25 protein-coding genes are annotated in these 24,901 nt (G+C 72.4%); 12 read left to right on the plus strand and 13 right to left on the minus strand.

Annotated features, from left to right (window positions below):
- Together ACLJT4_RS31145 and coxB are read right to left on the minus strand one after the other, a co-directional pair.
- Positions 1-352: cbb3-type cytochrome c oxidase subunit I (locus ACLJT4_RS31145; protein ID WP_411127384.1), on the minus strand; the 352-nt coding region annotated here is incomplete at its 3' end.
- A complete protein-coding gene (gene coxB / locus ACLJT4_RS31150; RefSeq protein WP_020929738.1) occupies positions 349-1,311 on the minus strand; it encodes a cytochrome c oxidase subunit II in 963 nt (320 codons plus the stop codon). The genes coxB and ACLJT4_RS31145, both read right to left, overlap by 4 nt.
- A gap of 282 nt (positions 1,312-1,593) precedes the next feature.
- Here coxB and ACLJT4_RS31155 point away from each other — a divergent pair, with 282 nt between their 5' ends.
- Positions 1,594-3,012: a cysteine desulfurase/sulfurtransferase TusA family protein gene (locus ACLJT4_RS31155; RefSeq protein WP_411127386.1), complete on the plus strand. Its 1,419-nt coding sequence runs from the start codon at positions 1,594-1,596 to the stop codon at positions 3,010-3,012.
- A 19-nt stretch (positions 3,013-3,031) separates the two neighbouring features.
- On the opposite strand, the gene ACLJT4_RS31160 is transcribed toward ACLJT4_RS31155, so the two are convergent.
- Positions 3,032-4,006, minus strand: a complete 975-nt coding sequence (locus ACLJT4_RS31160; RefSeq protein WP_233659897.1) for a carbohydrate kinase family protein — start codon at positions 4,004-4,006, stop codon at positions 3,032-3,034.
- A 311-nt stretch (positions 4,007-4,317) separates the two neighbouring features.
- On the opposite strand from ACLJT4_RS31160, the gene ACLJT4_RS31165 reads away from it, so the two are divergent.
- Positions 4,318-5,808: a hypothetical protein gene (locus ACLJT4_RS31165; RefSeq protein WP_411127388.1), complete on the plus strand. Its 1,491-nt coding sequence runs from the start codon at positions 4,318-4,320 to the stop codon at positions 5,806-5,808.
- Between the two features lie 85 nt (positions 5,809-5,893).
- Here ACLJT4_RS31165 and erpA read toward each other — a convergent pair whose 3' ends face one another.
- On the minus strand, positions 5,894-6,247 hold the full coding sequence (erpA, locus tag ACLJT4_RS31170) for an iron-sulfur cluster insertion protein ErpA (protein WP_411127390.1): 354 nt from the start codon (positions 6,245-6,247) through the stop codon (positions 5,894-5,896).
- A 338-nt stretch (positions 6,248-6,585) separates the two neighbouring features.
- Here erpA and nadA point away from each other — a divergent pair, with 338 nt between their 5' ends.
- On the plus strand, positions 6,586-7,779 hold the full coding sequence (gene nadA, locus ACLJT4_RS31175) for a quinolinate synthase NadA (RefSeq protein WP_016572336.1): 1,194 nt from the start codon (positions 6,586-6,588) through the stop codon (positions 7,777-7,779).
- Positions 7,780-7,851: 72 nt separating this feature from the next.
- Here nadA and ACLJT4_RS31180 read toward each other — a convergent pair whose 3' ends face one another.
- Both ACLJT4_RS31180 and ACLJT4_RS31185 read right to left on the minus strand, forming a co-directional pair.
- Positions 7,852-9,177, minus strand: a complete 1,326-nt coding sequence (locus tag ACLJT4_RS31180; protein WP_411127392.1) for a hypothetical protein — start codon at positions 9,175-9,177, stop codon at positions 7,852-7,854.
- Positions 9,178-9,368: 191 nt separating this feature from the next.
- Positions 9,369-9,674 (minus strand): hypothetical protein, encoded by a 306-nt coding sequence (locus tag ACLJT4_RS31185; protein WP_411127394.1) that lies wholly within the window; start codon positions 9,672-9,674, stop codon positions 9,369-9,371.
- Between the two features lie 191 nt (positions 9,675-9,865).
- Here ACLJT4_RS31185 and ACLJT4_RS31190 point away from each other — a divergent pair, with 191 nt between their 5' ends.
- From ACLJT4_RS31190 to ACLJT4_RS31200, 3 genes are read left to right on the plus strand one after another with little or no spacing between them, the layout of a single operon-like run.
- Positions 9,866-10,711: a helix-turn-helix domain-containing protein gene (locus ACLJT4_RS31190; protein WP_411127396.1), complete on the plus strand. Its 846-nt coding sequence runs from the start codon at positions 9,866-9,868 to the stop codon at positions 10,709-10,711.
- Positions 10,690-10,887 (plus strand): DUF397 domain-containing protein, encoded by a 198-nt coding sequence (locus ACLJT4_RS31195; protein ID WP_388983751.1) that lies wholly within the window; start codon positions 10,690-10,692, stop codon positions 10,885-10,887. The genes ACLJT4_RS31190 and ACLJT4_RS31195 overlap by 22 nt, the downstream gene beginning before the upstream one ends.
- A 39-nt stretch (positions 10,888-10,926) precedes the next feature.
- Positions 10,927-11,124 carry a DUF397 domain-containing protein gene (locus ACLJT4_RS31200; RefSeq protein WP_411127398.1) on the plus strand — a complete coding sequence of 66 codons (198 nt, stop codon included), beginning with the start codon at positions 10,927-10,929 and terminating at the stop codon, positions 11,122-11,124.
- Positions 11,125-11,158: 34 nt separating this feature from the next.
- On the opposite strand, the gene ACLJT4_RS31205 is transcribed toward ACLJT4_RS31200, so the two are convergent.
- Entirely contained in the window at positions 11,159-11,431 is a 273-nt protein-coding gene (locus ACLJT4_RS31205; protein ID WP_411127400.1) for a hypothetical protein, read from the minus strand.
- 200 nt (positions 11,432-11,631) lie between these two features.
- Between ACLJT4_RS31205 and ACLJT4_RS31210 the strand changes: the two genes are divergently transcribed.
- Positions 11,632-12,549: an MBL fold metallo-hydrolase gene (locus tag ACLJT4_RS31210; RefSeq protein ID WP_411127402.1), complete on the plus strand. Its 918-nt coding sequence runs from the start codon at positions 11,632-11,634 to the stop codon at positions 12,547-12,549.
- A 93-nt stretch (positions 12,550-12,642) separates the two neighbouring features.
- Here ACLJT4_RS31210 and ACLJT4_RS31215 read toward each other — a convergent pair whose 3' ends face one another.
- The 5 genes from ACLJT4_RS31215 to ACLJT4_RS31235 form a co-directional block, all read right to left on the minus strand.
- Complete coding sequence (locus ACLJT4_RS31215; RefSeq protein WP_411127404.1) at positions 12,643-15,819, minus strand: efflux RND transporter permease subunit; 3,177 nt, start codon at positions 15,817-15,819, stop codon at positions 12,643-12,645.
- A 235-nt stretch (positions 15,820-16,054) separates the two neighbouring features.
- Positions 16,055-16,741 (minus strand): response regulator, encoded by a 687-nt coding sequence (locus tag ACLJT4_RS31220; RefSeq protein ID WP_411127406.1) that lies wholly within the window; start codon positions 16,739-16,741, stop codon positions 16,055-16,057.
- A gap of 17 nt (positions 16,742-16,758) precedes the next feature.
- The gene (locus ACLJT4_RS31225; protein WP_411127408.1) at positions 16,759-18,126 is read right to left on the minus strand and encodes a sensor histidine kinase; all 1,368 of its coding nucleotides are present in this window, start codon (positions 18,124-18,126) and stop codon (positions 16,759-16,761) included.
- A gap of 84 nt (positions 18,127-18,210) precedes the next feature.
- Positions 18,211-18,489 (minus strand): PspA-associated protein PspAA, encoded by a 279-nt coding sequence (gene pspAA / locus ACLJT4_RS31230; RefSeq protein ID WP_016574234.1) that lies wholly within the window; start codon positions 18,487-18,489, stop codon positions 18,211-18,213.
- 79 nt (positions 18,490-18,568) lie between these two features.
- Positions 18,569-19,354, minus strand: coding sequence for a PspA/IM30 family protein (locus tag ACLJT4_RS31235; protein ID WP_020929733.1), 786 nt, complete (start codon positions 19,352-19,354; stop codon positions 18,569-18,571).
- 310 nt (positions 19,355-19,664) lie between these two features.
- Here ACLJT4_RS31235 and ACLJT4_RS31240 point away from each other — a divergent pair, with 310 nt between their 5' ends.
- Positions 19,665-20,261, plus strand: coding sequence for a DUF3043 domain-containing protein (locus ACLJT4_RS31240; RefSeq protein ID WP_411127410.1), 597 nt, complete (start codon positions 19,665-19,667; stop codon positions 20,259-20,261).
- Between the two features lie 60 nt (positions 20,262-20,321).
- Here ACLJT4_RS31240 and ACLJT4_RS31245 read toward each other — a convergent pair whose 3' ends face one another.
- Entirely contained in the window at positions 20,322-20,534 is a 213-nt protein-coding gene (locus tag ACLJT4_RS31245) for a hypothetical protein (RefSeq protein WP_016579044.1), read from the minus strand.
- Between the two features lie 219 nt (positions 20,535-20,753).
- Here ACLJT4_RS31245 and ACLJT4_RS31250 point away from each other — a divergent pair, with 219 nt between their 5' ends.
- The 4 genes from ACLJT4_RS31250 to ACLJT4_RS31265 all read left to right on the plus strand — a co-directional run bounded on the left by ACLJT4_RS31250 (position 20,754) and on the right by ACLJT4_RS31265 (position 24,859).
- Complete coding sequence (locus tag ACLJT4_RS31250; protein ID WP_411127412.1) at positions 20,754-21,995, plus strand: bifunctional adenosylcobinamide kinase/adenosylcobinamide-phosphate guanylyltransferase; 1,242 nt, start codon at positions 20,754-20,756, stop codon at positions 21,993-21,995.
- A gap of 143 nt (positions 21,996-22,138) precedes the next feature.
- On the plus strand, positions 22,139-22,756 hold the full coding sequence (locus ACLJT4_RS31255) for a class I SAM-dependent methyltransferase (protein ID WP_411127414.1): 618 nt from the start codon (positions 22,139-22,141) through the stop codon (positions 22,754-22,756).
- A gap of 79 nt (positions 22,757-22,835) precedes the next feature.
- Positions 22,836-23,882 (plus strand): nicotinate-nucleotide--dimethylbenzimidazole phosphoribosyltransferase, encoded by a 1,047-nt coding sequence (gene cobT / locus ACLJT4_RS31260; RefSeq protein ID WP_411127416.1) that lies wholly within the window; start codon positions 22,836-22,838, stop codon positions 23,880-23,882.
- Positions 23,883-24,133: 251 nt separating this feature from the next.
- Entirely contained in the window at positions 24,134-24,859 is a 726-nt protein-coding gene (locus ACLJT4_RS31265; RefSeq protein ID WP_411127418.1) for a hypothetical protein, read from the plus strand.
- Positions 24,860-24,901: the final 42 nt, after the last annotated feature.

Below are 24,901 nucleotides of genomic sequence, written 5' to 3' on the forward strand. Positions count from 1 at the left end.
CGTCCGGCGCACCGATCTGCAGCGGCATGATCCAGTTCGCGAACCCGGCGAACAACGGCGTCGCGAACATCAGCAGCATGATCGTGCCGTGCATCGTGAACGCCTGGTTGAACTGCTCGTTCGACATGATCTGCGTACCCGGGCGGGCCAGCTCGGCGCGCATGAGGAGCGCCATGATGCCGCCGATGCAGAAGAACGCGAACGACGTGACCAGGTACATCGTGCCGATGGTCTTGTGGTCAGTGGTCGTGAGCCACTTGACGGCAGCGATACCGGGTTGCTTCTTGCGTACGGGTGGTGCTGCCGGAGCCGATTCGGCGGCGGCACCCTGAGGTTCGTTGAGGATGCTCACTGGTTCTTGGTCTCCGCATTCCTGGCGTGGTCAGTCTGCTCGATACCCGCCGGCAGGTACCCGGTCTGTCCCTTCGCCGCCAGGTCCTTCAGGTGCTGCCGGTACTTGGCAGGCGAAACGACCTTGACGTTGAAGAGCATCCGGGAGTGGTCGACGCCGCAGAGCTCCGCGCACTTACCCATGAAGGTGCCCTCCTTGTTGGGGGTCACCTCGAATACGTTGGTGTGGCCCGGGATGACGTCCTGCTTCATCAGGAACGGCACCACCCAGAAGGAGTGGATGACGTCCCGCGAGGTCAGCACGAACTGGACCGTCTCGCCCTTCGGCAGCCAGAGCGTCGGACCGGGGTTGCCGGTCTGCGGGTTGCGCGTGGCCGGCGTGCCGTAGTCGTAGACGCCGTCCGCACCCTGCGGCGCGGACTTCTTCCACTTGTCCGGGATCGCCTTGAGCTCCGGAGAATTGATGTTCGTCGTCTTCGGGTTGCCGTCGACGTTCTCCAGGTAGTTGAACGCCCAGCTCCACTGGAAGCCCACGACGTTGATGACGTGGTCCGGCTTCTTGGACGTCTTGAGGAGCGCGCTCTCATCACGCGCGGTGAAGTAGAACAGCACCGCGATGATGATGAACGGGACGATGGTGTACAACGCCTCGATCGGCATGTTGTACCGCGTCTGGGCAGGGACCTCCACCTTGGTCCTGCTGCGACGGTGGAAGATCACGCTCCAGATGATCAGGCCCCACACCAGCACGCCCGTTGCGAGGGCGGCGGCCCAGGAGCCCTGCCAAAGAGAGAGGATCCGCGGCGCCTCGTCGGTGACGGGCGTTGGCATGCCGAGGCGGGGGAAGTCCTTGTATGTGCAACCAGTAGCGGTCGCCAGGACCAGGCCCGCAGCAAGCACCTGCGGCAGCTTCCGCCGCATCGGGCGCCGCGACGAGCGGTCGGAGCCGTTGGGACTCACGTAGCGCCTTCCCGAGAGTCTCGCCCGAGCGGTCGGCTGCGGCCTTACTCGCTGGTCGGTCGCCGCCCTGCTTCGGGCAGGGGTTTGGATGTTTATGCGGACCAAACCCTACTGGACGCTATTTGGGGTCGCGCGGGGAGGGTGCCCAACGCGCCGCATCGCACCCCTAAGGGGTGGCCGAGCCCTTCCCCCACCGGCGTCGCGGGCCCCGATCGCCGCCCACCGCGGGGCATCTGACGGCCCGCCCGGCACCCCCGCGAAGGGTGCTCTACCGTCTCGTACGTGCCCTACTTCGACGCGGCGTCGGCCGCTCCGCTGCACCCGGTCGCCCGGGAGGCCCTGCTCGCCGCGCTCGACGAGGGGTGGGCCGATCCGGCCCGCCTGTACCGCGAGGGACGGCGGGCCCGGCTGCTGCTGGACGCCGCGCGGGAGGCCGCCGCGGACGCCGTGGGGTGCCGCCCCGACGAGCTGACGTTCACCCCTTCGGGAACGCATGCGGTGCATTCCGGCATGTTCGGCGTCCTGGCGGCCCGTCGGCGTGTCGGACGGCGGCTGGTGCACTCCGCCGTGGAGCACTCCGCGGTGCTGCACGTCGCCGAGGTGCACGCCGCGGCCGGCGGCACGGTGACCGAGGTTCCGGTGGACCGGACCGGCCGGGTGGCCCGGGCCGCGGTGGCCGACGCGCTCGGCGGGGACGCCGCGCTGGTGTGCCTGCAGTCCGCCAACCACGAGGTGGGCACCGCGCAGCCGGTGGAGGAGGTGGCCGCGGACTGCCGGGAGGCCGGGGTGCCGCTGCTGGTGGACGCGGCGCAGTCGGTGCCGTGGGGACCGGTGCCCGGCGCCTGGTCGGTGCTGACGGCGAGCGCGCACAAGTGGGGCGGGCCGCCCGGGGTCGGACTGCTGGCCGTCCGCAAGGGGACCCGGTTCGCGCCCCAGGGGCCGCTGGACGAACGGGAGTCGGGGCGCAGCCCGGGCTTCGGGAACCTTCCGGCGGTGGTGGCCGCGGCGGCGGTACTGCGCGCGCTGCGGGCCGCGGCGGTGGGCGGGGCGGACGAGGCGGGGCGGCTCGGCGGGCTGGTGGAGCGGATCCGGGCCCGGGTGCCGGAGCTGGTGCCGGACGTGGAGGTGGTCGGCGATCCGGTGCGCCGGCTGCCGCACCTCGTCACCTTCTCTTGTCTCTATGTCGACGGCGAGGCGCTGTTGCACGAGCTGGACCGGGCCGGCTTCTCCGTTTCTTCCGGTTCGTCGTGTACGTCCAGCACCCTGACGCCGAGCCATGTGCTGCGGGCGATGGGGGTGCTGTCGGAAGGGAACGTCCGGGTCTCGCTGCCGTACGGCACGGAGGCGGCGGACGTGGAACGGTTCCTGACGGTGCTGCCGGAGGCGGTGCGGTCGGTGCGGGAGCGGTTCGGGGTGCCGGCTGAGGAGCCGGTGCACCGGGCCGCGGGAGCGGCGGCGGTCGCCGAGCCGGCGGCGCCGGGGTTGGTGGTGGACGCGCTCGGTCGGCGCTGTCCGGTTCCGGTCATCGAGCTGGCGAAGGTGATCGACCGGGTGCCGGTCGGCGGCACGGTGACGGTGCTCTCCGACGACGCGGCGGCCCGGCAGGACATCCCCGCGTGGTGCGCGATGCGGGAGCAGGAGTACGTCGGTGAGGAGCCGGCGGAACGCGGCGCCGCCTACGTGGTGCGGCGCCGCGTCTGAGGCCGGGCGGCCCGGTGGGTCAGAGCAGGAACTGACGGACCTCGCCGGCGGCGTCGTGGCCGTACGCCTTGGTGAAGCGGTCCATGAAGGAGCTGCGGTGCAGCTCGTACTCCTGGGTGCCGACGGTCTCGATGACCAGGGTGGCCAGCATGCAGCCGACCTGGGCGGCGCGCTCCAGGCCGACGCCCCAGGCCAGGCCGGACAGGAAGCCGGCGCGGAAGGCGTCGCCGACGCCGGTCGGGTCGGCCTTGACCTTCTCCTCGGGGACGCCGACCTCGATGTCGGGCTCGCCGACCCGCTGGATGCGGACGCCGTTGGAGCCGAGGGTGGTGACGCGGGTGCCGACCTTGGCGAGGATCTCCTCGGCGGTCCACCCGGTCTTGGACTCGATGAGCCCGGCCTCGTACTCGTTGTTGAAGAGGTAGGTCGCGCCCTCCATGAGGATGCGGATGTTCTCGCCGTCCATCCGGGCGATCTGCTGGGAGAAGTCGGCGGCGAAGGGGATGCCGCGGGTCCGGCACTCCTCGGTGTGCCGGATCATCGCCTCGGGGTCGTCCGCGCCGATCAGGACCAGGTCCAGTCCGCCGACCCGGTCGGCCACGGTCTGGAGCTCGATCTGCCGGGCCTCGCTCATGGCACCGGTGTAGAAGGAGCCGAGCTGGTTGTGGTCGGCGTCGGTGGTGCAGACGAAGCGGGCGGTGTGCAGGACCTCGGAGATGTGCACCGAGTGGGTGTCGACACCGTGCCGGTCGAGCCAGGCGCGGTACTCCTCGAAGTCGCTGCCGGCGGCACCGACCAGGATCGGCCGGATGCCGAGCTGGCCCATGCCGAAGCAGATGTTGGGCGCGACCCCGCCGCGGCGGACGTCGAGCTGGTCGACCAGGAAGGAGAGGGAGATCGTATGCAGCTGGTCGGCGACCAACTGGTCGGCGAAGCGGCCGGGGAAGGTCATCAGGTGGTCGGTGGCGATGGAGCCGGAGACTGCGATACGCACGGCGGGTCTGCTCCTGCGGAGGGCGTGGGGTTGTGCGGACGGAGGGCAACGCTACCCGGCGAGGGGCCCGGCTTCTGCCCATTCCTGGACACTTCGAAAAGCGCGAAAACATCTCATGATAGGGCGTTTCGATCGAGGCGTGCGGACGTCTCTCGTGGTGTGCACCGTCCGCTGTGAGGGCCGTCACAGGGGGTGCGGGGCGGCGGGACGGACGGCGCGCAGGGAACCGTCCGCGCCCCCGCTCCGTCCCATCGGCGTCCACCCTGCCGGGTGGCACGTCAGATGACCGGCGGAGCTGAAGGAGCGAAGCGGTGAGCACCGAGGAGACCCCGGAGACCCAGGACACCCCCCAGGCCACCCGACCCGAACGGCGCGGCCGGCGCACTCCCCTGGTGGTCGCGTCGGTGGCCGGCGCGGTGCTGGCCGTCGGAGGCGGCGCGGCGTACTGGGCCTCGTCCGCGTCCGACGGCGCCGGGCAGGCCGGCGCGTCCGACGGCGGGCCGCCGCCACTGGCGCTGGATTCGGCGTCGATCGCGGTCGGCGAGCCCGCCCCGCACCACGACCAGTACCGCGTGGTGGGCAAGCTCCCCGACGGCCCGCGGTCCGCGCCCGTCTACCGACCCACGGGCGGAATCGACCAGTCCGCCGTGGCGCGACTGGCGAAGGCGTTGGACGTGGCCGGATCGGTGCGGTCGGACGGCAACTGGTGGTCGGTCGGCACGCCCGGCCCGGACGGCCGGGGCACCACGCTGCGGGTCGCCAAGACCGGCGCGGGGAACTGGGTGTTCAGCCGGTTCGGCAGTGGGGACGGGACCAAGTGCCCGCTGACCGACGGCCCGTCGGGCTGCCCGTCGTACCGGGGCGGGACGGACGGCGCGGACGGCGGGAGCGGGGCCGGCGGGGACGCCGGCAGCGGTCCGGCGTCCGAGGCGACGGCCCGGCAGGCGGTGCGGCCGGTGCTGGCGGCGCTCGGCCAGCCGGACGCCCGGCTCGACACGCACCAGACGTTCGCCGCGGTGCGGGTGGTCACCGCCGACCCGGTGATCGGCGGGCTGCCGACGTTCGGCTGGCAGAGCCGGCTCCAGGTCGGCTCGGACGGGCAACTGGTCAGCGGCAGCGGTGAGTTGGCGAACCCGGTGAAGGGCGCGGAGTACCCCGTCCGGGATGCCCGGACGACGCTGACCGAGCTGAACGGCGACGGCCGGACGATGCACCCGCTGGCCCACTGCCCGTCGGCGCCCACCTTCCAGCACAAGGGCGACAAGGCTCCCCAGGGCGGCGGGATAGCGCCCTGCGAGCCGTCGCCGAACGGCAAGCCGGCGGTGTCCGAGGTGACCGGTGCGGTCTTCGGTCTCGCCACGCGGTACTCGCACGGCGGGCAGGTGCTGGTGCCGTCGTGGCTGTACACGGTGCGCACGCCGGGCGCCGCGGGCACGCCGGGCGCGACCTCGACGATCGCCGGGACCGCGGTGGACCCGAAGTTCCTGCGGGGCAGCGAGCCGGCGGGGCCGAAGCCGTCCGAGCCGGGGACGACGGCGATGACGCTGTCCGGCTACCAGGTGGCGGACGACGGTCGGACGCTGACCGTCCACTTCTGGGGCGGGGTGTGCAGCACCTACGAGGCCAGCGTGCAGGAGTCGGGCGGCACGGTGCGGGTCACGGTCACCGGGAAGGACAAGCGCCCCCACCAGATCTGCGTGAAGATCGCCAAGGACTTCAGTAAGACGGTGACGCTGGAGAAGCCGCTGGACGGCCGGAAGGTGGTGGACGCCACGTCCGGCAAGACGGTGGCACCGCGGTAGCCGGCGGCAGGACGCGTGAAAGGCGGCACTCCCGGCCGGGGGTGCCGCCTTTCTCACGTGCCGTGGCCCGTGGGCCGGAGCAGGATCAGCTGAAGGAGTCGCCGCAGGCGCAGGAGCCCGTGGCGTTCGGGTTGTCGATCGTGAAGCCCTGCTTCTCGATCGTGTCGACGAAGTCGATGGAGGCGCCGCCCAGGTAGGGAGCGCTCATCCGGTCGGTGACGACCTTGACGCCGTCGAACTCCTTGACGACGTCGCCGTCGAGCGCGCGCTCGTCGAAGAAGAGCTGGTAGCGCAGGCCCGAGCAGCCGCCGGGCTGGACCGCGACGCGCAGCGCGAGGTCTTCCCGGCCCTCCTGCTCCAGCAGGGTCTTGACCTTCGACGCGGCCGCGTCGGACAGGATGATGCCGTCGGTGACGGTGGTCTCGTCCTGAACGCTCATCTACATCTCTCCCGGGTTGTACGGACCGCTTGCCATCGGTTGCGAACAGGTCTAACCAGTGGCGTCCCGGATTAATTCCGGCTGCGCGTGATCTGTCCTTCTCTTCCTTCATGCTCGCACACCGACGGGCGGACGCCCCAGGCCCGACCGGCGGGCGGAGCGGCCCGCGGGCCCCGCGGCTGACGCGTCACATCGACGCTATGGCCATCGTCAAAGTGACGTGAACCCGCTATGATAGATAGCGTCAAATAGACGAAAAGGCGGAGCCACAGCGCATCCCGCCGCCCCCGCAGAGACCGTCCGCAAGGACTTTCCGCAGAGAAGAGAGGGTGCGTGTCGTGACCACCGCCCAGCCCCTGGACGTCCAGCCGACCCCGCTGGCGCTGCTCCTCCTCGGCCGCGAGGCCGACCCGAAGAGCGAGCGCGGCGTGGAGTGCCCCGGTGACCTGCCGGCGCCCTCCGACCCGGACCTGGTCGAGCGCGCCCGCGCCGCCAAGGCCAAGCTGGGCGAGAAGGTCTTCGTCCTCGGGCACCACTACCAGCGCGACGAGGTCATCGAGTTCGCCGACGTCACCGGCGACTCCTTCAAGCTCGCGCGGGACGCCGCGGCCCGGCCGAACGCCGAGTACATCGTCTTCTGCGGTGTGCACTTCATGGCCGAGTCCGCGGACATCCTCACCGGCGACGACCAGCAGGTGATCCTCCCCGACCTGGCCGCGGGCTGCTCGATGGCCGACATGGCCACCGCCGAGCAGGTCGCCGAATGCTGGGACGTGCTGACCGAGGCGGGCGTCGCCGACCAGGTCGTACCGGTCTCGTACATGAACTCCTCGGCCGACATCAAGGCGTTCACCGGCAAGCACGGCGGCACGATCTGCACCTCGTCGAACGCCGAGCGGGCGCTGGAGTGGGCCTTCGGGCAGGGCGAGGACCGGGCGACCACCAAGGTCCTCTTCCTGCCGGACCAGCACCTGGGCCGCAACACCGCCGTGCGGGACCTGGGCCTGTCCCTGGACGACTGCGTGGTCTACAACCCGCACAAGCCGAACGGCGGCCTGACCGCCGAGGAGCTGCGGGCCGCGAAGATGATCCTGTGGCGCGGTCACTGCTCGGTGCACGGCCGCTTCTCGCTGGACTCGGTGAACGACGTGCGGGCCCGCATCCCGGGCGTGAACGTCCTGGTCCACCCCGAGTGCAAGCACGAGGTCGTGGCGGCGGCGGACTACGTCGGGTCGACCGAGTACATCATCAAGGCCCTGGAGGCGGCGCCGGCCGGCTCGAAGTGGGCGATCGGCACCGAGCTGAACCTCGTCCGCCGCCTGGCCAACCGCTTCGCGCCCGAGGGCAAGGAGATCGTCTTCCTCGACAAGACGGTCTGCTTCTGCTCGACCATGAACCGCATCGACCTCCCGCACCTGGTGTGGACGCTGGAGTCGCTGGCGGACGGCAAGGTCGTCAACCGCATCCAGGTCGACGAGGAGACCGAGCACTTCGCCAAGCTGGCACTGGAGCGGATGCTGGCGCTGCCGTAGTGGTGTGACGCGACAGGGCGGGGCGTCCCTCCGGGGGCGCCCCGCCCTGCTGTTTCCTCCGCCTGGTGCCCGCTAGTCGGTGTACTCGACCGTCACCGGCGCGGAGTTGTTCTCCTGGTCGGGGTCGACCACGGGGTCGGAGGGCGCGGAGACCGTGCCCCGGGCGCCGTCGACCCGCTTGTCGATGCGGACCACCAGGGTCGTGTCGTGCGGGCCCCAGGGGCAGCGCGCGCCCCCGTCGGCGGGTCGGCAGAAGGTCATTTCGCTGGGGTGCTCCTCGGGGTGCGCCGGGGCCGCGCTGACGCCCTCGGGCAGGGTCACCCGGACGTCACCGTCACCGAAGTTGCGCGGCCACGGCACGTCGACCTCGACCACCTCGCCGACCTTGCCCTTGATGGCGAACCCGACCGCCTGGACGTCATGGATCCGGTCGGTGTCGAAGGCCAGGTCGCCGCCTGCCATCTCGGCCTTCCAGTGCGCGGACGTCGTGAACTCGGCGCCACCGCCGTCGACCGGCCGGAGGCCCAGCGGCGCGCCGGTGCCCCGCACGGCCGTGGCGGGCAGCTGCTCGCCGGGGTAGCGCGCGTCCAGCCGGTCGTGGGCCCGGTACACGGCGTAGGTGAGCTTGCCGTGCATCGCGGTCGCGTCGGCCACCGCGGTGAGCGGCCCGTCGGTCTCGTACGCCGCCCCGACCCGCAGCGGTCCGGGGAACGTGCACTCCGCCTTGGTGGGCGCAACGGGCTTGTCGTAGCGGCAGTTGCGGTACTGCGGCCGCAGCGTGGCCTCGGTCGCGCGCACCGTCACGAGGATGTCGTCGTCGACGTCGGTGTCCCCCTTGTTGCCGAAGGCCGGTGTCAGCGGCACCTCGGAGCCGGGCTTCACGCCGGTCAGCGGCTTGTCCTGGCGCGCGGTCAGGCGGGGCGCACCGACGACGATGTCCGTGGTGCGCCGGACGGTCGGTGCGTTGGCGCTGGTCACGGTGATGCGCAGGGTGCCGGCCGGGCCCTTGGGCGCGCCCGGCAGCACGGACACCGCGAACGGCGAGAAGGACGCACCGAGTTCGACATCCTTCAGGTCGCAGGTCAGCTGGTCACCGGAGCGGACGCAGGTGTCCGGATGCCGGTTCCCCTGGTTGATCCAACGGACGGTGGCGATGTTCTTGAAGACCGACAGGTCGAAGTGCACCTTGACGTCCTTGACGACCGACGGCTTCGCGCCGGTCCATCCGGTGGACTGCAGGTTGACTTGGTACTCGGTGGGCTCGTCGTTCGCGTCCGATCCGGTCGGCCGCGGGAGGTAGTACGTCCGCATCGCCGCCGTGATCTCAAGCTTCGTCCCCTGGGGGTGCTTCACGCCGGCCGGCGACGAGTGCGCTCCTGCCGTGGCCGGTGCGGTCACTTCCTTCCCGGCACCCGGAGACCGCTGCTCGCCGCACGCGGCCATCCCGGGTGCGAGGACGACCAACAGGGCGACCGCCCCCGTCCGCACCGCACGCCGTCTTCGCCCGCTCGTGAGTGATCCCTTCATGCGGGTCCAGACCGCGAGGTCGGTCGAACGGTTGCACGATGCACGGAGGGTGTGCCGATCCGTTACCCGGCCTCGTCATAGTCGAGATCCGGCAACCGCTCGCCCCGGCTGACGGCGATCCGCCGGACGTCGCACAGCGCCGCACGCAGCCCGGCGACCAGCCCGCACAACTCCCGTCGGCCGGCCTCCGGCCCGGGCGGCGGGTCGGTGGCGGCGAGCAGTTTCCCGGCGGCGGCGAGCATCTCCTCCTCCACGTCGTCGGCCAGCAGCGACACCCGGCTGCACGGATCGTCCGTGATCAGGTAGCACGGCGCCCCGTCGTCCCGGGTCCAGGGCAACAGCCTTGGCAAAGTGGTCCGTTGGGCCATGGGGACGTCCTTTCGGCGGGCTCCGCCCCGGGGCGAGAAGCACGCTTGCGGGGGCTGGAGTTCGGATCTCGACTGCGCTTACCGTCTGTATCGCCATCGTCGCGCTGCGAGACATGGCCTCAATAGGCCCGCACCGTCCCCGCGTTGAGAGCGGGAGCATTCGAAAGCCCGAAAGCCCGAAAGGCGCAACAGTGAAGTACGCACCCAAATCCCTGACCCCATACGTATCGGCCCGGCACTACTTCGGCTCGGAACTGCGCCGCCACCGCGAGGAGGTCAGGATGTCGCTGGTGCAGCTGGCCGACATCGTGAACTCCAGCAAGAGCAACCTGGCCCGCGTCGAGACCGCCGAGATGATGCCCCCGCCGGAACTCCCGTCCGCCCTGGACGCGGCCTTCGGCACGGGCCAGCACTTCCACGGGCTGTACCAGTTGGCGAAACGGGAGGTGCATCCGGATCAGTACCGGCGTTACATGGACCTCGAAGCACAGGCCGAGAACATCACGCAGTACGGGGGCCAGGTGTTCCCCGGATTGCTACAAACCAAGGACTACTCCTACGCGTTGCTGCGTTGCCAGGAAGACCTGACCGAAGCGCAGGTCGAAGAACGCGTCACCGCCAGGATGGCCCGCCAGGAAAGACAGCGCTCAGACTCGCCTCCGCTCCGTTGGGCGATCATTGACGAAGCCGTGTTGCGCCGGCAGGTTGGAGGCCGGAAATGCATGGCAGAGCAGCTGACTTCACTGCTTGAGCAGGCGGATACTCCGGACAGTAAGGTTCAGGTCATGCCGTTCCGAGCGGGCCCGCACTCGCTCATGGGCGGTGCGCTTACTCTGCTGAGGCTCCCCAACGGGGCCGAAGTCGCCTACGAAGAGGGCATCGAGGCCGGTCACCTCAACGAGGATGCGGAAGCGGTGAAGAAGTGGCAGCGGCGGTACGACGTACTGCGCGCCAATGCCCTGTCCCTAGGCGAGTCGGCAGAGCTGATCCGGCAAGTACTGGAGGACTACTCGTCATGCGACACACCCCCGAACTGAGCACCGCCCGCTGGCGCAAGAGCAGCCACAGCAACACCAACGGCGGGGAATGCGTCGAGATCGCCGACCACTTCCCCGGCGTGGTCCCCGTCCGCGACAGCAAGACCCCCGACGGCCCGGCGCTCGTCATCCCCGCCACCGCATGGACCGCCTTCGTCCAGACCCTCAAGGGCTGAGGCAGCAAACCGAAACCGAGCAACGGAGGGCTGCGCATCATGCGACACACCCCCGAACTGAGCACCGCCCACTGGCGCAAGAGCAGCCACAGCAACACCAACGGGGGCAACTGCGTCGAGATCAGCGAAGACTTCCCGGGGATCGTCCCAGTCCGCGACAGCAAGACTCCCAACGGCCCGGCGCTCGTCATCCCCGCCACCGCATGGACCGCCTTCGTCCAGACCCTCAAGGGCTGAGGCAGAAGAACCGGACAGCGCGAGGAAGCCCAGGTCAGCCCGTCCCGATCGACTGTCGGGACGGGTTGATGCTGATGCGGTGGGCGGAGCGCGGCGGGCTGCCGGCCGCGTGCCAGTCGCGGTAGGCCGCCGCGACCTCGTCCCACAGGCGGCGCGGGCCGTACTGCTCGGTCTCGTAGGCGTCGCGGCCCGGGACGTACTCGACCGTCGCCCAGGAGGTGCGGGCGTCGTCGAAGAGCCAGTAGGTGGCCTCGTCGCTGCCGTCGTCCGCCGGGCACAGCAGCGGCCAGGCGTCCCGGACGCGCAAGCCGGCGCATGGAATCCCTCAGCGCGTGTTGCGTACATGACATTGCACCAGATTCCCGCCGTGAGAGACCTCGTGACCAGCAGAAACAAGACTCCGCCCCCCTTCCTCTTTTCCGGTGCGGCGCGGGAACCTCGGGATCGCGGGGACCGGGGAAACCATCGGGTCCCGTACGGCACAGGGGTCAAGGAGGCAGAAGGACCGTGAACACCACAGCGGACGACCGGTCGGCGCCCTTAGCGAAGGACGGCGGCGGCGACTGGTACGTGGACGACCGGTGCACCAACTGCGACGTGGCGCGGCAGCTCGCGCCGGAGCTGATCGAGGAGGTCGACGGGCGGTCCGAAGTGGTCCGGCAGCCGCGCGGGGAAGCGGAGGAACGGCAGCTGCACGCGGTGGCGTTCGCCTGTCCGACACGGTCGGTCCGGCGGCGCGAGGGGCGGGTGGCGGCGGAGCTGGACCCGTTCCCGCTGCGGCTCGACGACGCGGTCAGCTTCTGCGGGCACAACTCGCCGCACACCGCGGGGGCCAACGCGTACCTGCTGCGGCGGCCGGGCGGCACCCGGATGATGGTCGACACCCCGCGGTTCAGCGAGGCGCTGGCCGGGCGATTCGAGGCGGCCGGGGCGGTGACGGACGTACTGCTCACCCACCGGGACCACGCCGCGCACGGGCGCCGCTACGCCGACCGCTTCGGGGCGCGGCTGTGGATCCACGAGGGCGACCTGGACGCGGCGCCGGACGCGGACCGGGTGCTGCGCGGCACCGATCCGGTGGAGGTCGCCGAGGGGGTGGTGGTGCACCCGTTGCCCGGCCACACCCTGGGCAGCGTGCTCTACGTCGCGGACGAGCGGTACTGCTTCAGTGGCGACAGCTTCTACTGGTCGCGGGCGACCGGGGACGTCGAGGTGGCGGACAGCGTCACCTGGTACTCCATCACGGAGTTGGCGGCGTCGCTGGCCCGGACCGCCGGCCGGCTGCGCTTCGAGTGGCTGCTGCCCGGGCACGGGGACCGCAAGCGGCTGCCGGCGGCGGAAATGGCCCGGCGGATGCGGGAGTTGACCGCACGGACGCAGACCCTGCGGCCACGGCCGGTGGACTTCACGGCGCTGCGGTGGTGAGCCGGGCCCGGGCGTCCCGCGCCTGACGCGGGAGCCCCCGCGGCCGTCGGGTGCGGTCGCGGGGGCTCCGTGGGGTGGTGCGGTGGAGGGCCGTCAGACGCCGGCCGGCTCCGGGGTGCGGTCGGCGTCCGCGGGGGCCGCGGGGCCGCCGCCCTGTCCGGCCCGCTTCGCCGCCTTCTTCTTCGCCCGGCGCTCCTTGCGGAGCTCGATGATCGCGTAGAGCGTCGGGACGAGGAGGAGGGTGAGCAGCGTGGAGGTGATCAGACCGCCGATCACGACGACCGCCAGCGGCTGGGAGATGAAGCCGCCGCTGTCGCCGGTGATCGACAGCGCCATCGGCAGCAGCGCCATGATCGTGGCCAGGGCGGTCATCAGGATCGGGCGGAGGCGGTGCCGGCCGCCCTCGATGACCGCCTCGACGACGCCGTAGCCCTTCGCCCGGTACTGGTTGATCAGGTCGATCAGCACGATGGCGTTGGTGACCACGATGCCGACCAGCATCAGCATGCCGATCATCGCCGGGACGCCCATCGGGGTGCCGGTGGCGACCAGCAGGCCGAGCGCGCCGGTCGCCGCGAACGGGATCGAGATCAGCAGGATCAGCGGCTGGACGATCGACCGGAAGGTGCCCACCAGCAGCAGGAAGACGATCGCGATGGCCGCCAGCATGGCCAGGCCCAGCTTGCCGAACGCGTCGGACTGGTCCTGGGAGACGCCGCCGACGGTGGCGGTGGCGCCGGCCGGCAGCTTCAGTGCGTCGATCTTGCTCTGGAGCTTGGTGGAGACCGCGCCGGTGTTGTCACCGGTCGGCTTGGCGGTGACGGTCGCCGAACGGGCGCCGTCGATCCGGGTCATCTGGACCGGACCCGCCACGGTCTTGACGGTGGCGAGGTCGCCGAGCCGGGCCATCCCGGACGGGGTCGGCAGCGGCAGGTCCTTCAACTGGGCCTCGGTGGTGGCCGGGTGCGCCGACTTGATCACCACGTCGCGCTCGGTGTCGTCGAGCACGGCCTTGCCGCTGGGGGTGCCGCTGACGGCCTGCGCGACGGCCTGGCCGAGCGTGGCCTGCGAGTAACCGGCCGCGGCGGCCTTCTCGTTGGGCGTCACGGAGATCCGCGGCACCGACTGCGACAGGTCGCTCTGGACGTCGGTGACGTTGTCCAGGCTGGCGACGGCCTTGCGGACCTGCTCGCTGGCCTGCGCCAGGACGCCGGCGTCGCCGGCCTTGACGACCACACTGAGGTTCTGGTTGCCGAAGCCGCCGCCGCCCGCGGAGACGGAGGTGTCGCCGGCGGCCGGGCCGAGCTTGGTCAGGTCGGCGCGGAGGTCCTCGGTGACCTTGTCGGAGTCGGCGGAGCTCTTGAGCTTGACCTGGTAGCTGGCCTGGTTGGCGGCGGAGCCGCCGCCGAAGGCCGCCATCATCCCGGAGGAGCCGACGGTGACCTGGTAGTCCTGCACGTCCTTGTTGGCCGCGAGGACCTTCTCGACCCGCTTGGCCTGCGCGTCGGCCGCGGTCAGGCTGGTGCCCGGCTTCAGCTCCTGCTTGATGCTCAGGGTGTCCTGCTTGCCCTGGTCGAAGAAGGTGGTCTTGAGCAGCGGGGCCATCCCGAAGGTGCCCAGGAGGACCACCACGGCGATCAGCACGCTGATCGCGCGGCGGCGGGTGGCGAAGCGCAGCACCGGGACGTAGAGCCGCTGCAGCGCGCTGCGGGTCTCCTTCTCCTCGGCCTTGCGGCGCAGTTCCTCGGGGTCGGCGCCCTCGGGCAGCTGCGGGGCGCGCAGGAACCAGTAGGACAGCACCGGCACCACGGTCAGCGAGACCAGCAGCGAGGAGAGCAGGGCGACGGTGACGGTGATGGAGAAGGAGCCGAAGAGGGCGCCGACCATGCCACCGACCACGCCGATCGGGAGGAAGACCGCGACCGTGGTGAGGGTCGAGGAGGTGATCGCGCCGGAGACCTCCTTGACGGCCTTGAGGATCGCCTCGCGGCGCTCCTCGCCGTAGCCCAGGTGCCGCTTGATGTTCTCCAAAACGACGATCGAGTCGTCGACGACCCGGCCGATCGCGATGGTCAGACCGCCCAGGGTGAGCACGTTCAGGGAGAGGTCACCGGTCCACAGCACGATCAGGGTGATGACCACGGACAGCGGGATGGAGACCGCGGTGACCAGCGTGGAGCGCAGGCTCAGCAGGAAGACCAGGATCACGATCACGGCCATCACCAGGCCGAGCAGGCCCTCGGTGGTCAGCGACTCGATGGACTTGGAGACCTGCGGGCCCTGGTCGGAGGCGATGGTGACGCTCGCGCCGGTGCCCAGGTCCTTGCGGATGGCGTCCAGCTTGCCCTTGACCGCGTCGGAGATGGCGACGGCGCTGCCGTCCTGGTTCATCGTCACGGTGACCGAGAGGCTGGGCTTGCCGTCGGTGCGGGTGATCGAGGTCGGGGTGGCCGACGCCTCCTTGACGGTGGCGACGTCGCCGAGCCGGACCGGCTTGCCGCCCTGGCCGCCGCCCATCGGGCCGGCCGCCGGCGTGACCATCAGGTCCTTGATCTGTGCGACGGAGGTGAAGCCGGCGCCGACCTGCACGGTCTTGCTGCGGCCGTCCTCGGAGAAGGCACCGGCCGGCACCGACGTGCCGTTGGCCTGGAGCGCCTGGCCGAGCGCGGCGGAGTTCAGGCCCGCGGCGGCCATCTTCTTGTCGTCCGGGGTGACCGCGACGATCCGGTCCTGCACGCCGCCGACGTTGACCTGGCCGACGCCGTCGATGTTCTTCAGGTCCGGGACGACGGTGCGGTTCAGCTGGTCGGCGAGGGTCTGCTGGTCCTTCGTGGTGGAGGAGACGGCGAGCACGACCGTGGGCAGGTCGTCGGTACCGCCGGAGACCACCTGCGGGTCCACGTCCTTGGGCAGCTTCGCCCGGGCCCGGTTGACGGCCTGCTGGACGTCGGCGACCAGGGTCTTGGAGTCGTTGCCGTAGTCGAACTGCGCCATGATGACGCCGGAGCCCTCGCTCGACGTCGAGGTGACGCTCTTGATGCCGTTGACCGCCTGGATGCCGTTCTCCAGCGGCTCGACGACCTGCTTCTCGACGACATCGGGGGAGGCGCCCTGGTACGGGGCGATCACGGAGACCATCGGCAGGTCGATGGACGGCAGGAGCTGCTGCTTGAGCTGCGGGATCGCGATGGCGCCGAAGGCGATCGCGACGATCGACATCAGCGCTATCAGGCCCCGTTGTACGAGGCTGATTCGGGACAGCCAGGACATGGGTGGGGGTCTCTCTCTTCGGTTCAGAAAAGCGGGTACCGAGGGCGGGGAACGCCGGCGGGAGCCGTGTTCGGGCCCGGCGGGAGGGCCGACAGCGGCCCACCTACACCTTCGGCCATGGCCAGGCCGGTTTTCCTCGCTCGCAGGTCGGTTTCCGGCCGCCGCCCGTACCGCGTTCGGAGTACGGGGGACTCCACCCGCCCTGCACCCCTGGGCGTACGGGCCGGGCCTTCGCTCAGTGCGCCCGCGGGCGGACCAGTCCCGACTCGTAGGCGATGACGACCAGTTGGGCGCGGTCGCGGGCGCCGAGCTTGGCCATCGCGCGGTTCACGTGCGTCTTGACGGTGAGCGGGCTGACGTCCAGCTGCACGGCGATCTCGTCGTTGGACAGACCGCCGGCCACCAGCACCAGCACCTCGCGCTCCCGGCTGGTCAACGTGGCCAGCCGCTCGGCGCCCGCACCGCCGGGCCGTTCCCCGTCCGCGTCCTCGCCCTGGGCGAGGAACTTGGCGATCAGCCCCTTGGTGGCGACGGGCGAGAGCAGCGCCTCCCCGCCGGCCGCGATCCGGATCGCGTGCAGCAGCTCGTCCGGCTCGGCACCCTTGCCGAGGAAGCCGCTGGCGCCGGCCCGCAGCGACTGCACGACGTAGTCGTCGACCTCGAAGGTGGTGAGGATGACCACCTTGACGTCGGTCAGGTCCGGGTCCTGGCTGATCATGCGGGTGGCGGCCAGGCCGTCGGTGCCGGGCATCCGGATGTCCATCAGGACGACGTCCGGGCGCTCCTTGCGGGCCAGTTCGTACGCCTGCGCCCCGTCGGACGCCTCGCCCACCACCCGCATGTCCGGTTCGGAGTCGACCAGGATGCGGAACGCGCTGCGCAGCAGCGTCTGGTCGTCGGCCAGCAACACCTTGATGGTCATCCCCGTCGCCCTCGCGCTCATGTCGTCCCGCCGGTGCGCGCGCCGCCCAGGGGCAGGGTGACCCGCACCTGGAAGCCACCGGCCGCGCGGGGGCCGGTGACGACCGTGCCGCGCAGCGCCTGGACCCGTTCGCGCATTCCGATCAGACCATGCCCGCCGCCGCCCTCCGGCACGGCCCCCTCCCCCGCGGTGCCCGAGGCGTGCGCCCCGGCGCCGCGCCCGTCGTCCTGGACGGTGACGGTCAGCGCGCCCTCGGTCCGCACGATCCGCACCGCGGCGCGGGCCCCGTCGCCGGCGTGCTTGTGGACGTTGGTCAGCGCCTCCTGGACGACCCGGTAGGCGGTCAGGTCCACCGAGGCGGGCAGGGCGGGCTGCGGTCCGGGCGGCAGCTCCAGGGCGACCGGCAGGCCGGCCCGGACGAACCCGTCGACGAGCTGGTCCAGGACGCCGAGGCCGGGCGCCGGCTCGGTGGGCGCCTTCGGGTCGTCGGACTGGCGCAGCAGACCGACGGTGGCACGCAGTTCCTCCAGTGCCGACCGGGACGCCTCCCGGACGTGTGCCAGCGCCTGTTTTGCCTGGTCGGGGCGGTTGTCCATGACGTGGGAGGCGACCCCGGCCTGGACGTTGACCAGGGCGATGTGGTGGGCGACCACGTCGTGCAGTTCGCGGGCGATGCGCAGCCGCTCCTCGGCGACCTGGCGGCGGGCCTCCTCCTCGCGGGTGCGTTCGGCGCGCTCGGCACGTTCGCGGATGGCGTCCACGTAGGCCCGGCGGCTGCGGACCGCGTCACCGGCGGCGGCCGCCATGCCGGTCCAGGCGAAGATCGCGAGGTTCTCCTGGGCATACCAGGCGCGGTGCCCGAAGAACATCGCGGCGGCGGTCAGCACCACGCAGGTGAGCGCGCCGATCCGCCAGGTGGTGGGCCGGTCGGTGTGGGAGGCCACGGTGAACAGGGCGATCACCGCCGCGCCGGCGACCGGGGCGCGCGGGTCGTTGGACTGGGCGACCAGCTCGACGATGGTCAGCGCGCCGGTCGCGGCCAGCACCGTGCGGGGCAGCCGGCGGCGCAGCACCAGCGCGCCGCAGGCGAGCGCGGCCAGCACCACCGTGGTGACGGTGAGCTCGCGGGCGGCGAACCGGGGCAGGTGCGTGCCGTGCGTGCCGTGCGGGCCGGCCACCGCGCCGCACAGGATCGCCACGAACGCCACCACCGCCACGGCGGCGTCGAACGCGAGCCGGTGGTGACGGTGCCACTGGCGAAGGCGGGCGACGCGGGTCGCGTCCCCGTCGGTCTTGTCGCCGTCGCGGCGCGACGCGCCGGGGCTCGGGGCGGCGGCGGGCCGGGGGCACCTCCCGGCGGCAGCCGGGGCACGAAGGGGTGTCACAGCAGGCAACGGTAACGCCCCGGTCCTCCCGAAGGGGCCGGGGCGCTGTCGGTAGTGCGCTGGGTGTGCGGTGCGGCCCGGGACTCAGCCCGGGATCAGGCCGTCGTCGCTGAGCATCTCCCGGACCTCGGCAAGACTGGCGTCGGGGCCGGGCAGGATGAGTTCGGAGGGTTCCAGGGCGTCGTCCGGCAGCGGGGTGCCGAGGCGGCGGACGGAATCCAGCAGGGCCCCGAGGGTGCGCCGGAATCCGGCTTCGTCACCGCTCTCCATTTCGGCGAGCAGTTCGTCGTCCAGCTTGTTGAGCTCGATGAAGTGGGCGTCGTCCAGCTTCACCTGCCCCTCCCCCATGATCCGTACGATCACGACGGTCTCCCTTGTTCCGGTCGGGCGGGGTCGCCGCGGCGTCGCCGGACCTGCCGCGGGGGCGGTCCGGCGACGTCCGTCACTGCTTGTCGAGACGCGGGTGCTGCTGCTGCGGAGCCTGCTGGGCGGCACCGCCCTGGCCGCCCTCGATGGCCTGCTGCTGGGCGGACGAGCCGCCCGCCAGCTCGGCCTTCATCCGCTGGAGCTCCAGCTCGACGTCGCTGCCGCCGGAGAGCCGGTCCAGCTCGGCGGCGATGTCGTCCTTGGCCATGCCGGACGGGTCGTCCAGCGCGCCGGAGGCCATCAGCTCGTCGATGGCACCGGCCCGGGCCTGGAGCTGCGCGGTGCGGTCCTCGGCGCGCTGAATCGCCAGGCCGACGTCGCCCATCTCCTCGGAGATGCCGGAGAACGCCTCGCCGATCCGGGTCTGCGCCTGGGCGGCCGTGTACGTGGCCTTGATCGTCTCCTTCTTCGTGCGGAAGGCGTCGACCTTGGCCTGGAGTCGCTGCGCGGCGAGCGTCAGCTTCTCCTCCTCGCCCTGGAGGGTCTGGTGCTGCGTCTCCAGGTCGGTGACCTGCTGCTGCAGCGCGCTGCGCCGGGACAGCGCCTCGCGGGCCAGGTCCTCGCGGCCGAGCGCCAGCGCCTTGCGGCCCTGGTCCTCCAGCTTGGCGGACTGGCCCTGGAGCTGGTTGAGCTGCAGCTCCAGGCGCTTGCGGGAAGTCGCCACGTCGGCGACTCCGCGGCGTACCTTCTGCAGCAGTTCGAGCTGCTTCTGGTACGAGTAGTCGAGGGTCTCGCGCGGGTCTTCAGCCCGGTCAAGGGCCTTGTTGGCCTTCGCGCGGAAGATCATCCCCATCCGCTTCATGACACCATCGCTCATGGGCCTCGCGCGCCCCCTTCTGACCGACTTGCATCGGGCTTCGGCTCCAGCACATCTACAGACCCCACAGTACGGGCCCTGGTTCCATTACCGCACTGTTCGGGCCCGGATGCGCTCCTCCTCCAGGACGATCGGACCGTCCGGCTTCTCCAGCCCAGGGAGTAGAGCGGCCCCGAGATGCCACCGCGCCGCCCGGTCCGTCCCCTTATGCCCCCACGGGAGGGCCGGTGCCGTTGCCGGATCGTTCCCCGCCGACCCGTGGCCCATTCCCGGCGAGCACGTACTCTTGGGTGTTGTGTTCCGAAGCCGTTCGAAGGATGAGCAGGCCGCGGCCGCCAAGGTGACCGCGTCCCAGCCCCAGCAGCCCCGCGACCCGCAGGCCCCCAAGGGCCGTCCGACGCCCAAGCGCAGCGACTCCCAGTCGCAGCGCCGCACCCGCGCGCAGACGCCGACCAACCGCAAGGACGCCACGAAGGCGCAGCGGGAGGCCCGCCGCGCCGACATGGCCCGCCAGCGCGAGGCGCTGGCCAACGGCGACGAGCGCTACCTGCCGGTGCGCGACAAGGGACCGGTGCGCCGCTTCGCCCGGGACTACGTCGACTCCCGGTGGTGCGTGGCGGAGTTCTTCCTGCCGGTCGCCGTGGTGATCCTGGTGCTGACCATGATCCGGGTGCCGCAGATCCAGAACCTCGCCCTGCTGCTGTGGATGATCATCATCGTGTTGATCGTCCTGGACTCGGTGGTCATCTGGATCCGCCTGGGCAAGCGGCTGCAGGAGCGCTTCCCGAAGGAGAACCTCAAGGGCGCCCGCGCCTACGCGGTGATGCGCACGCTCCAGATGCGGCGCCTGCGCCTGCCCAAGCCGCAGGTCAAGCGGGGCCAGCGGCCCTGACGCCGCACTGAGCTCGGACGACTTCCCACGGGGGCCGGCGGCACGCCGGCCCCCGTTCGCTCATTCCGCGTCGGCGTGCAGGCTCATCGCCTGCGGGTAGATCTCCGTGTCGTCCTCGAACAGCCGGACCTGGTCGACGCCGCCGTCGCGCAGGTCGCGCCACTGCTCCCCGATCCAGGACTCGGCGTCCCCCTGGGTCGTGAACTCCTCCGGTTCCACGGTGGGCACCGCCTCCGAACCGTCCGTCTTCTCGAACCGCCACGTCCACGCCATGTGCGCCTCCTGGAGTCCCACCGGGTCCGCCGGGTCCGCCGATCCCACCGCGCACGCCGGGGACCCCCGTCGTGCGCCGTGCCCGAGATCGCGCCTTCCCGCTTGATCGGAAGCCTAACGGCCCTGTCGAGGGGCGTCCGGTGCGTTCGGCAAGCCCAACGGCGGCGCCCGGAGGCGCCCCGCGCGCTGGTGCCGGTGGGACGCGAGAGACTTACCCGGGTGGACCTGACTCTTCTCGGCACCGGGGCCCCGCAGGGGCTGCCGCGCCCCGACTGCCCGTGCGCGGCCTGCGCGACCGCCGTCGGCGACGCGGCGCGCGCCGCGACCGCCCTGCTCCTCGACGGCGCGCTGCTCATCGACCTGACCCCCGGCCCGGCGTTCGCCGCCGCCCGGGCGGGCCGGTCCCTGGCCGGAATCCGCCAGGTCCTGCTCTCGCACCCGCACGACGGTCCGGCGCTGGAGGTGCCCGCCGGGCTGCCGCAGCCCGGCCGGGTCGCCGACGGGCGGGAGCTGGCGCTGCTGGACGGGCACCGGGTGCGGGCGGTCGCGGTGGACGTCCCCGGCACCGGCTACGAGGTCACCGGCGCCGACGGCGAGCGGCTGCTGTACCTGCCGCCGGGTGCCGCGCCGGCCGGGCTGGGCGAGCCCGGCGGCCCGAACGACGGGCGCGCGGCACCGGGCGGTCCGGCACCGTACGACCTGGTGCTGTTGGACGTGCTGGCGCGGCCGGACGCGCTGGCCCGGCTGCGGGCCGGCGGCGCGGTGGACGCGGCGACCGACGTGGTCGCGGTGCACCTGGACCACTGCGTGCCGTCCGGGTCCGAGCTCCACCGCCGGCTGGCGTCGCTGGGCGCCCGGGCGGTGCCGGACGGCACCTCCCTGGTGGTCGGCGAGTACCACGCGGTGCCCGATCTGCCGCGCCGGACGCTGGTGCTGGGCGGGGCGCGCAGCGGCAAGTCGGTGGAGGCCGAACGGCGGCTGCTGGCTTTCCCCGAGGTGCTGTACGTGGCCACCGGGGGCACCCGGGAGGGCGACGAGGACTGGGCGCAGCGGGTGGCGCTGCACCGGGAGCGGCGGCCGGCGGGGTGGCGGACCGCCGAGACCTGCGACCTGGTGCCGCTGCTGGCGGAGCCGGCGACCGCGCCGCCGCTGCTCGTCGACTGCCTGGCGCTGTGGCTGACGCACGCCATGGACGAGGTCGGGGCGTGGGACGACGCGAGCTGGGAGGCGGGCGGCCGGCGGGCGCTGCGGGAGCGGTGCGACGCGCTGGTGGCGGCCGTGCGGGAGACCCGGCGGCGGCTGGTGGCGGTGAGCAACGAGGTCGGTTCGGGGGTGGTTCCGGCGACCCCGGCGGGCCGTCGCTTCCGGGACGAACTCGGCCGGTTGAACGCCGCGTTCGGCGCCGAGTGCGAGCAGCTGTTGCTGGTGGTCGCGGGTCAGGCGCTTGCGCTGCGCGGCTGACAGCGGCCCGGTGCGGCCCGTGTCCGCTTGCCCGGGGGCGCGGTGGCGGGTCCGCTGGAGACGTGACCGAACTTTCCCGTCATCACGGACATCACCTACCTTTTCGTCGCCCCCTCGTGCCTTCGTCGCCGCTCCGTCGGCCGTTGCGGTGGCTGTCCCGCACCCTGGGGCGGCCCCGCACCGGGCGTTCCGGGCCGGGCGGGCCGGGTGAGTTGAGCGCCCCGGCCGAGGCGGCCGTCCGCGGCTACCTGGCACACCGGCCGGACGCCACCGTGGTGGTGCTCGGTGAGGGCCTGGGAACCGGCTTCGGCCGGCTGGACAACGGGCGACTGACCTGGCTGTCGGTGCTGCCACCCGGCGACGCGGCGGCCCGCCGGCTGCTGCTGCCGGACGGCCCCCGGCGACGCACCCTCGACCGCCCGGGAACCGGCGCCGACTGGCCGAGCCTGGTGGCCGCGCCGGAGCACGGGGTGGTGGTGGCGGTGCCGGACGCGCCCGCGCGCCTGTCCACTGTCGCGGTGCGGGAGTTGCTGGTGGTGTGCGCGGCGCGCTTCCCCGGCGGGGCGCTCGTCCTGGACGCGCTGCCCCGGTGGAGGGCGGCTGCGGTGCTCGCGGCCGGCCGCCACCCGGCCGTCGCGGCGGTGCGCACCCGGCCCGTACCGGCGGACGCTCCGTCGTCCGGCCCGCCCCGCCGGGGGTGGCGGAGGCCGGTGCGGACGGTGGTCTGCGAGGTGCGCTTCGCGGTCCGGGCGGCCGTCTGACGGACCGTCGACGGCACCGGCACCGGCCGGTTCCCCACGTGCGCCGCGTCACCGCGTGGTTGCGGGTAATCTGCGCCGAATGAGCGCCCTGAACCTCGATGACTTCGCCCAACTGATCGAGCGCCCCGACGCCGACCTGCGTCGGGCCGCCGAGGACCGACGGGCCCGCACCCCCGTGCCGCCCGGCGCCCTGGGGCGGCTGGACGAGCTGGGCGGGTGGCTGGCCGCCGTGCAGCAGCGGGTGCCGGTGCAGCCCGTGAAGCGGCCGCGGGTGGTGCTGTTCGCCGGCGACCACGGCGTGGCCGAACTGGACGTCTCGGCCCGGCCGGCCGGCGGGACCAAGGACCTGGTGCGGGCCGTGCTGGACGGCGTGAGCCCCGTGGCGGTGCTGGCCCGCGACGCCGCGGTGCCGGTGCGGGTGGTCGACATGGCCCTGGACTGCGATCCGGCGGAGCTGCCCCAGGAGGTCACCCGGCACCGCGTCCGCCGGGGTTCGGGGCGGATCGACGTCGAGGACGCGCTGACCGCCGAGGAGGCCGAGGCGGCGTTCCGGGCCGGCATGGCGATCGCCGACGAGGAGGCGGACGCCGGCACCGACCTGGTCGTGCTGGGCGATCTGAGCGTGGGCGGCACCACCGCCGCCGGCACCCTGATCGCGGCACTGTGCGGGACGGACGCCTCGGTCGTCACCGGGCGGGGCGGCCGGCCGATCGACGACCTGGCGTGGATGCGCAAGTGCGCGGCCATCCGGGACGCGCTGCGCCGGGCCCGGCCGGTCCTGGGCGACCAGTTGGAGCTGCTGGCCACCGTCGGCGGCGCCGATCTGACCGCGACCACCGGCTTCCTGCTGCAGAGCGCGGTGCGCCGCACCCCGGTGATCCTGGACGGCGTGGTGTCGGCGGCCTGTGCGCTGGTGGCGCAGCGGGTGGCGTTCCGGGCGCCGGACTGGTGGGTTGCCGGCCAGGCCAGCGGCGAACCTGCGCAGGCCAAGGCGCTGGACCGGATCGCACTCAACCCTCTGCTCGATCACGGCGTCACAGCGGGCGAGGGGGCCGGGGCGCTCCTGGCCCTGCCGCTGGTCCGGGCCGCCGCCGCCCTGGCGGCGGAGCTTCCGGTACGCGACTGAGTCCACCGGACGCGCCCGCGCACCGCCCGCTGGCCACCGCACCGCGTCGGCCTCGCGTCGGCTCCCCGTAAGATCGCGTTTTGCACGTTTTTATCGGGAGACATCGCTGTGAATCCGGAGGATGGACGCCGGCCGAGACCGACGGCCGCGGCGTGGTGCCACGGGCCCGCCGACCGCGGGGTGCGCGTCGAGGGCCGTCGTGTCGCGCCGGCCGGGGCCGGGCGACGCCGTGGGCCCGCGGAGCGCACGCGATGAGCACGTCCGGGGCGGGCCGCCGGCGCGGCACCGCCCTGCGCCGCGCCGCACGCGTCGAGTGGGGCCCGCTCCTGCGGACCCTGTGGCCGACCCTGGTGGCCCGCCGGCTCCGGGCGATCCCGCTGACCCTCGCCGCGGTGGGCCTGACGCTGGCCTTCCACTTCATCCAGCAACAGCCCTGGGGCTACCGGACCGTCCAGAACATCGGCTCGGTGCAGGCGTACGAGCACCTGTGGTTGGCGCTGCTGCGGACCCCACTGTCGCTGTTCGTGCCCGCGCTGGACCTGCCGGTGTGGGGCGCGCTGGCGCAGGTCCTGGTCGTCTTCGGGATCGCCGAGATCTGCCTCGGCCGGTGGCAGACGCTGCTGATCGCCTACGCGGCCACGCTCGCCGGGACGACGTACGCCCGGATCGGCCTGTGGCTGGGCCCGGACAGCCCGATCGGGCTGTCGGAGGTCGACAAGTTCGTGGTCGACACCGGCCCGTCGGCGGCGGTGGTCGGCCTGGCGGTGGTCGTCTGCTGGCGCTACCGGGCCCGCTTCACCTGTGCCGCGGTGGTCGTCGCGATGGTCGTCGAGGTGGTGTTCATCAAGAACAACCTCGCCGGCAAGGAGCACGTCGCGGCGGTGCTGGTGGTGCTGGCGCTGTGCGCGGTGTGGGACTGGTGGCGGCCGCGGAAGCCGTGGGACGTCCAGTACGCCCGGGGCCGGACCGGCCCCTGAGCGGCGGTGCGGGCCGCCCCGGCCGGGCCCGACCGGCCCCCG

This window comes from Streptomyces sp. x-19, assembly GCF_046549115.1.
Lineage (GTDB): Bacteria > Actinomycetota > Actinomycetes > Streptomycetales > Streptomycetaceae > Streptomyces > Streptomyces albulus_C.

Coding starts and splice junctions, on each gene's coding strand:
- erpA (WP_411127390.1), bottom strand. CDS start 6,247: ATGAGCGTTCAGGACGAGACCACCGTCACCGACGGCATCATCCTGTCC.
- ACLJT4_RS31185 (WP_411127394.1), bottom strand. CDS start 9,674: ATGGCCCAACGGACCACTTTGCCAAGGCTGTTGCCCTGGACCCGGGAC.
- ACLJT4_RS31195 (WP_388983751.1), top strand. CDS start 10,690: ATGCGACACACCCCCGAACTGAGCACCGCCCGCTGGCGCAAGAGCAGC.
- ACLJT4_RS31200 (WP_411127398.1), top strand. CDS start 10,927: ATGCGACACACCCCCGAACTGAGCACCGCCCACTGGCGCAAGAGCAGC.
- ACLJT4_RS31215 (WP_411127404.1), bottom strand. CDS start 15,819: ATGTCCTGGCTGTCCCGAATCAGCCTCGTACAACGGGGCCTGATAGCG.
- ACLJT4_RS31220 (WP_411127406.1), bottom strand. CDS start 16,741: ATGACCATCAAGGTGTTGCTGGCCGACGACCAGACGCTGCTGCGCAGC.
- ACLJT4_RS31235 (WP_020929733.1), bottom strand. CDS start 19,354: ATGAAGCGGATGGGGATGATCTTCCGCGCGAAGGCCAACAAGGCCCTT.
- ACLJT4_RS31245 (WP_016579044.1), bottom strand. CDS start 20,534: ATGGCGTGGACGTGGCGGTTCGAGAAGACGGACGGTTCGGAGGCGGTG.
- cobT (WP_411127416.1), top strand. CDS start 22,836: ATGAGCGCCCTGAACCTCGATGACTTCGCCCAACTGATCGAGCGCCCC.
- ACLJT4_RS31265 (WP_411127418.1), top strand. CDS start 24,134: ATGAGCACGTCCGGGGCGGGCCGCCGGCGCGGCACCGCCCTGCGCCGC.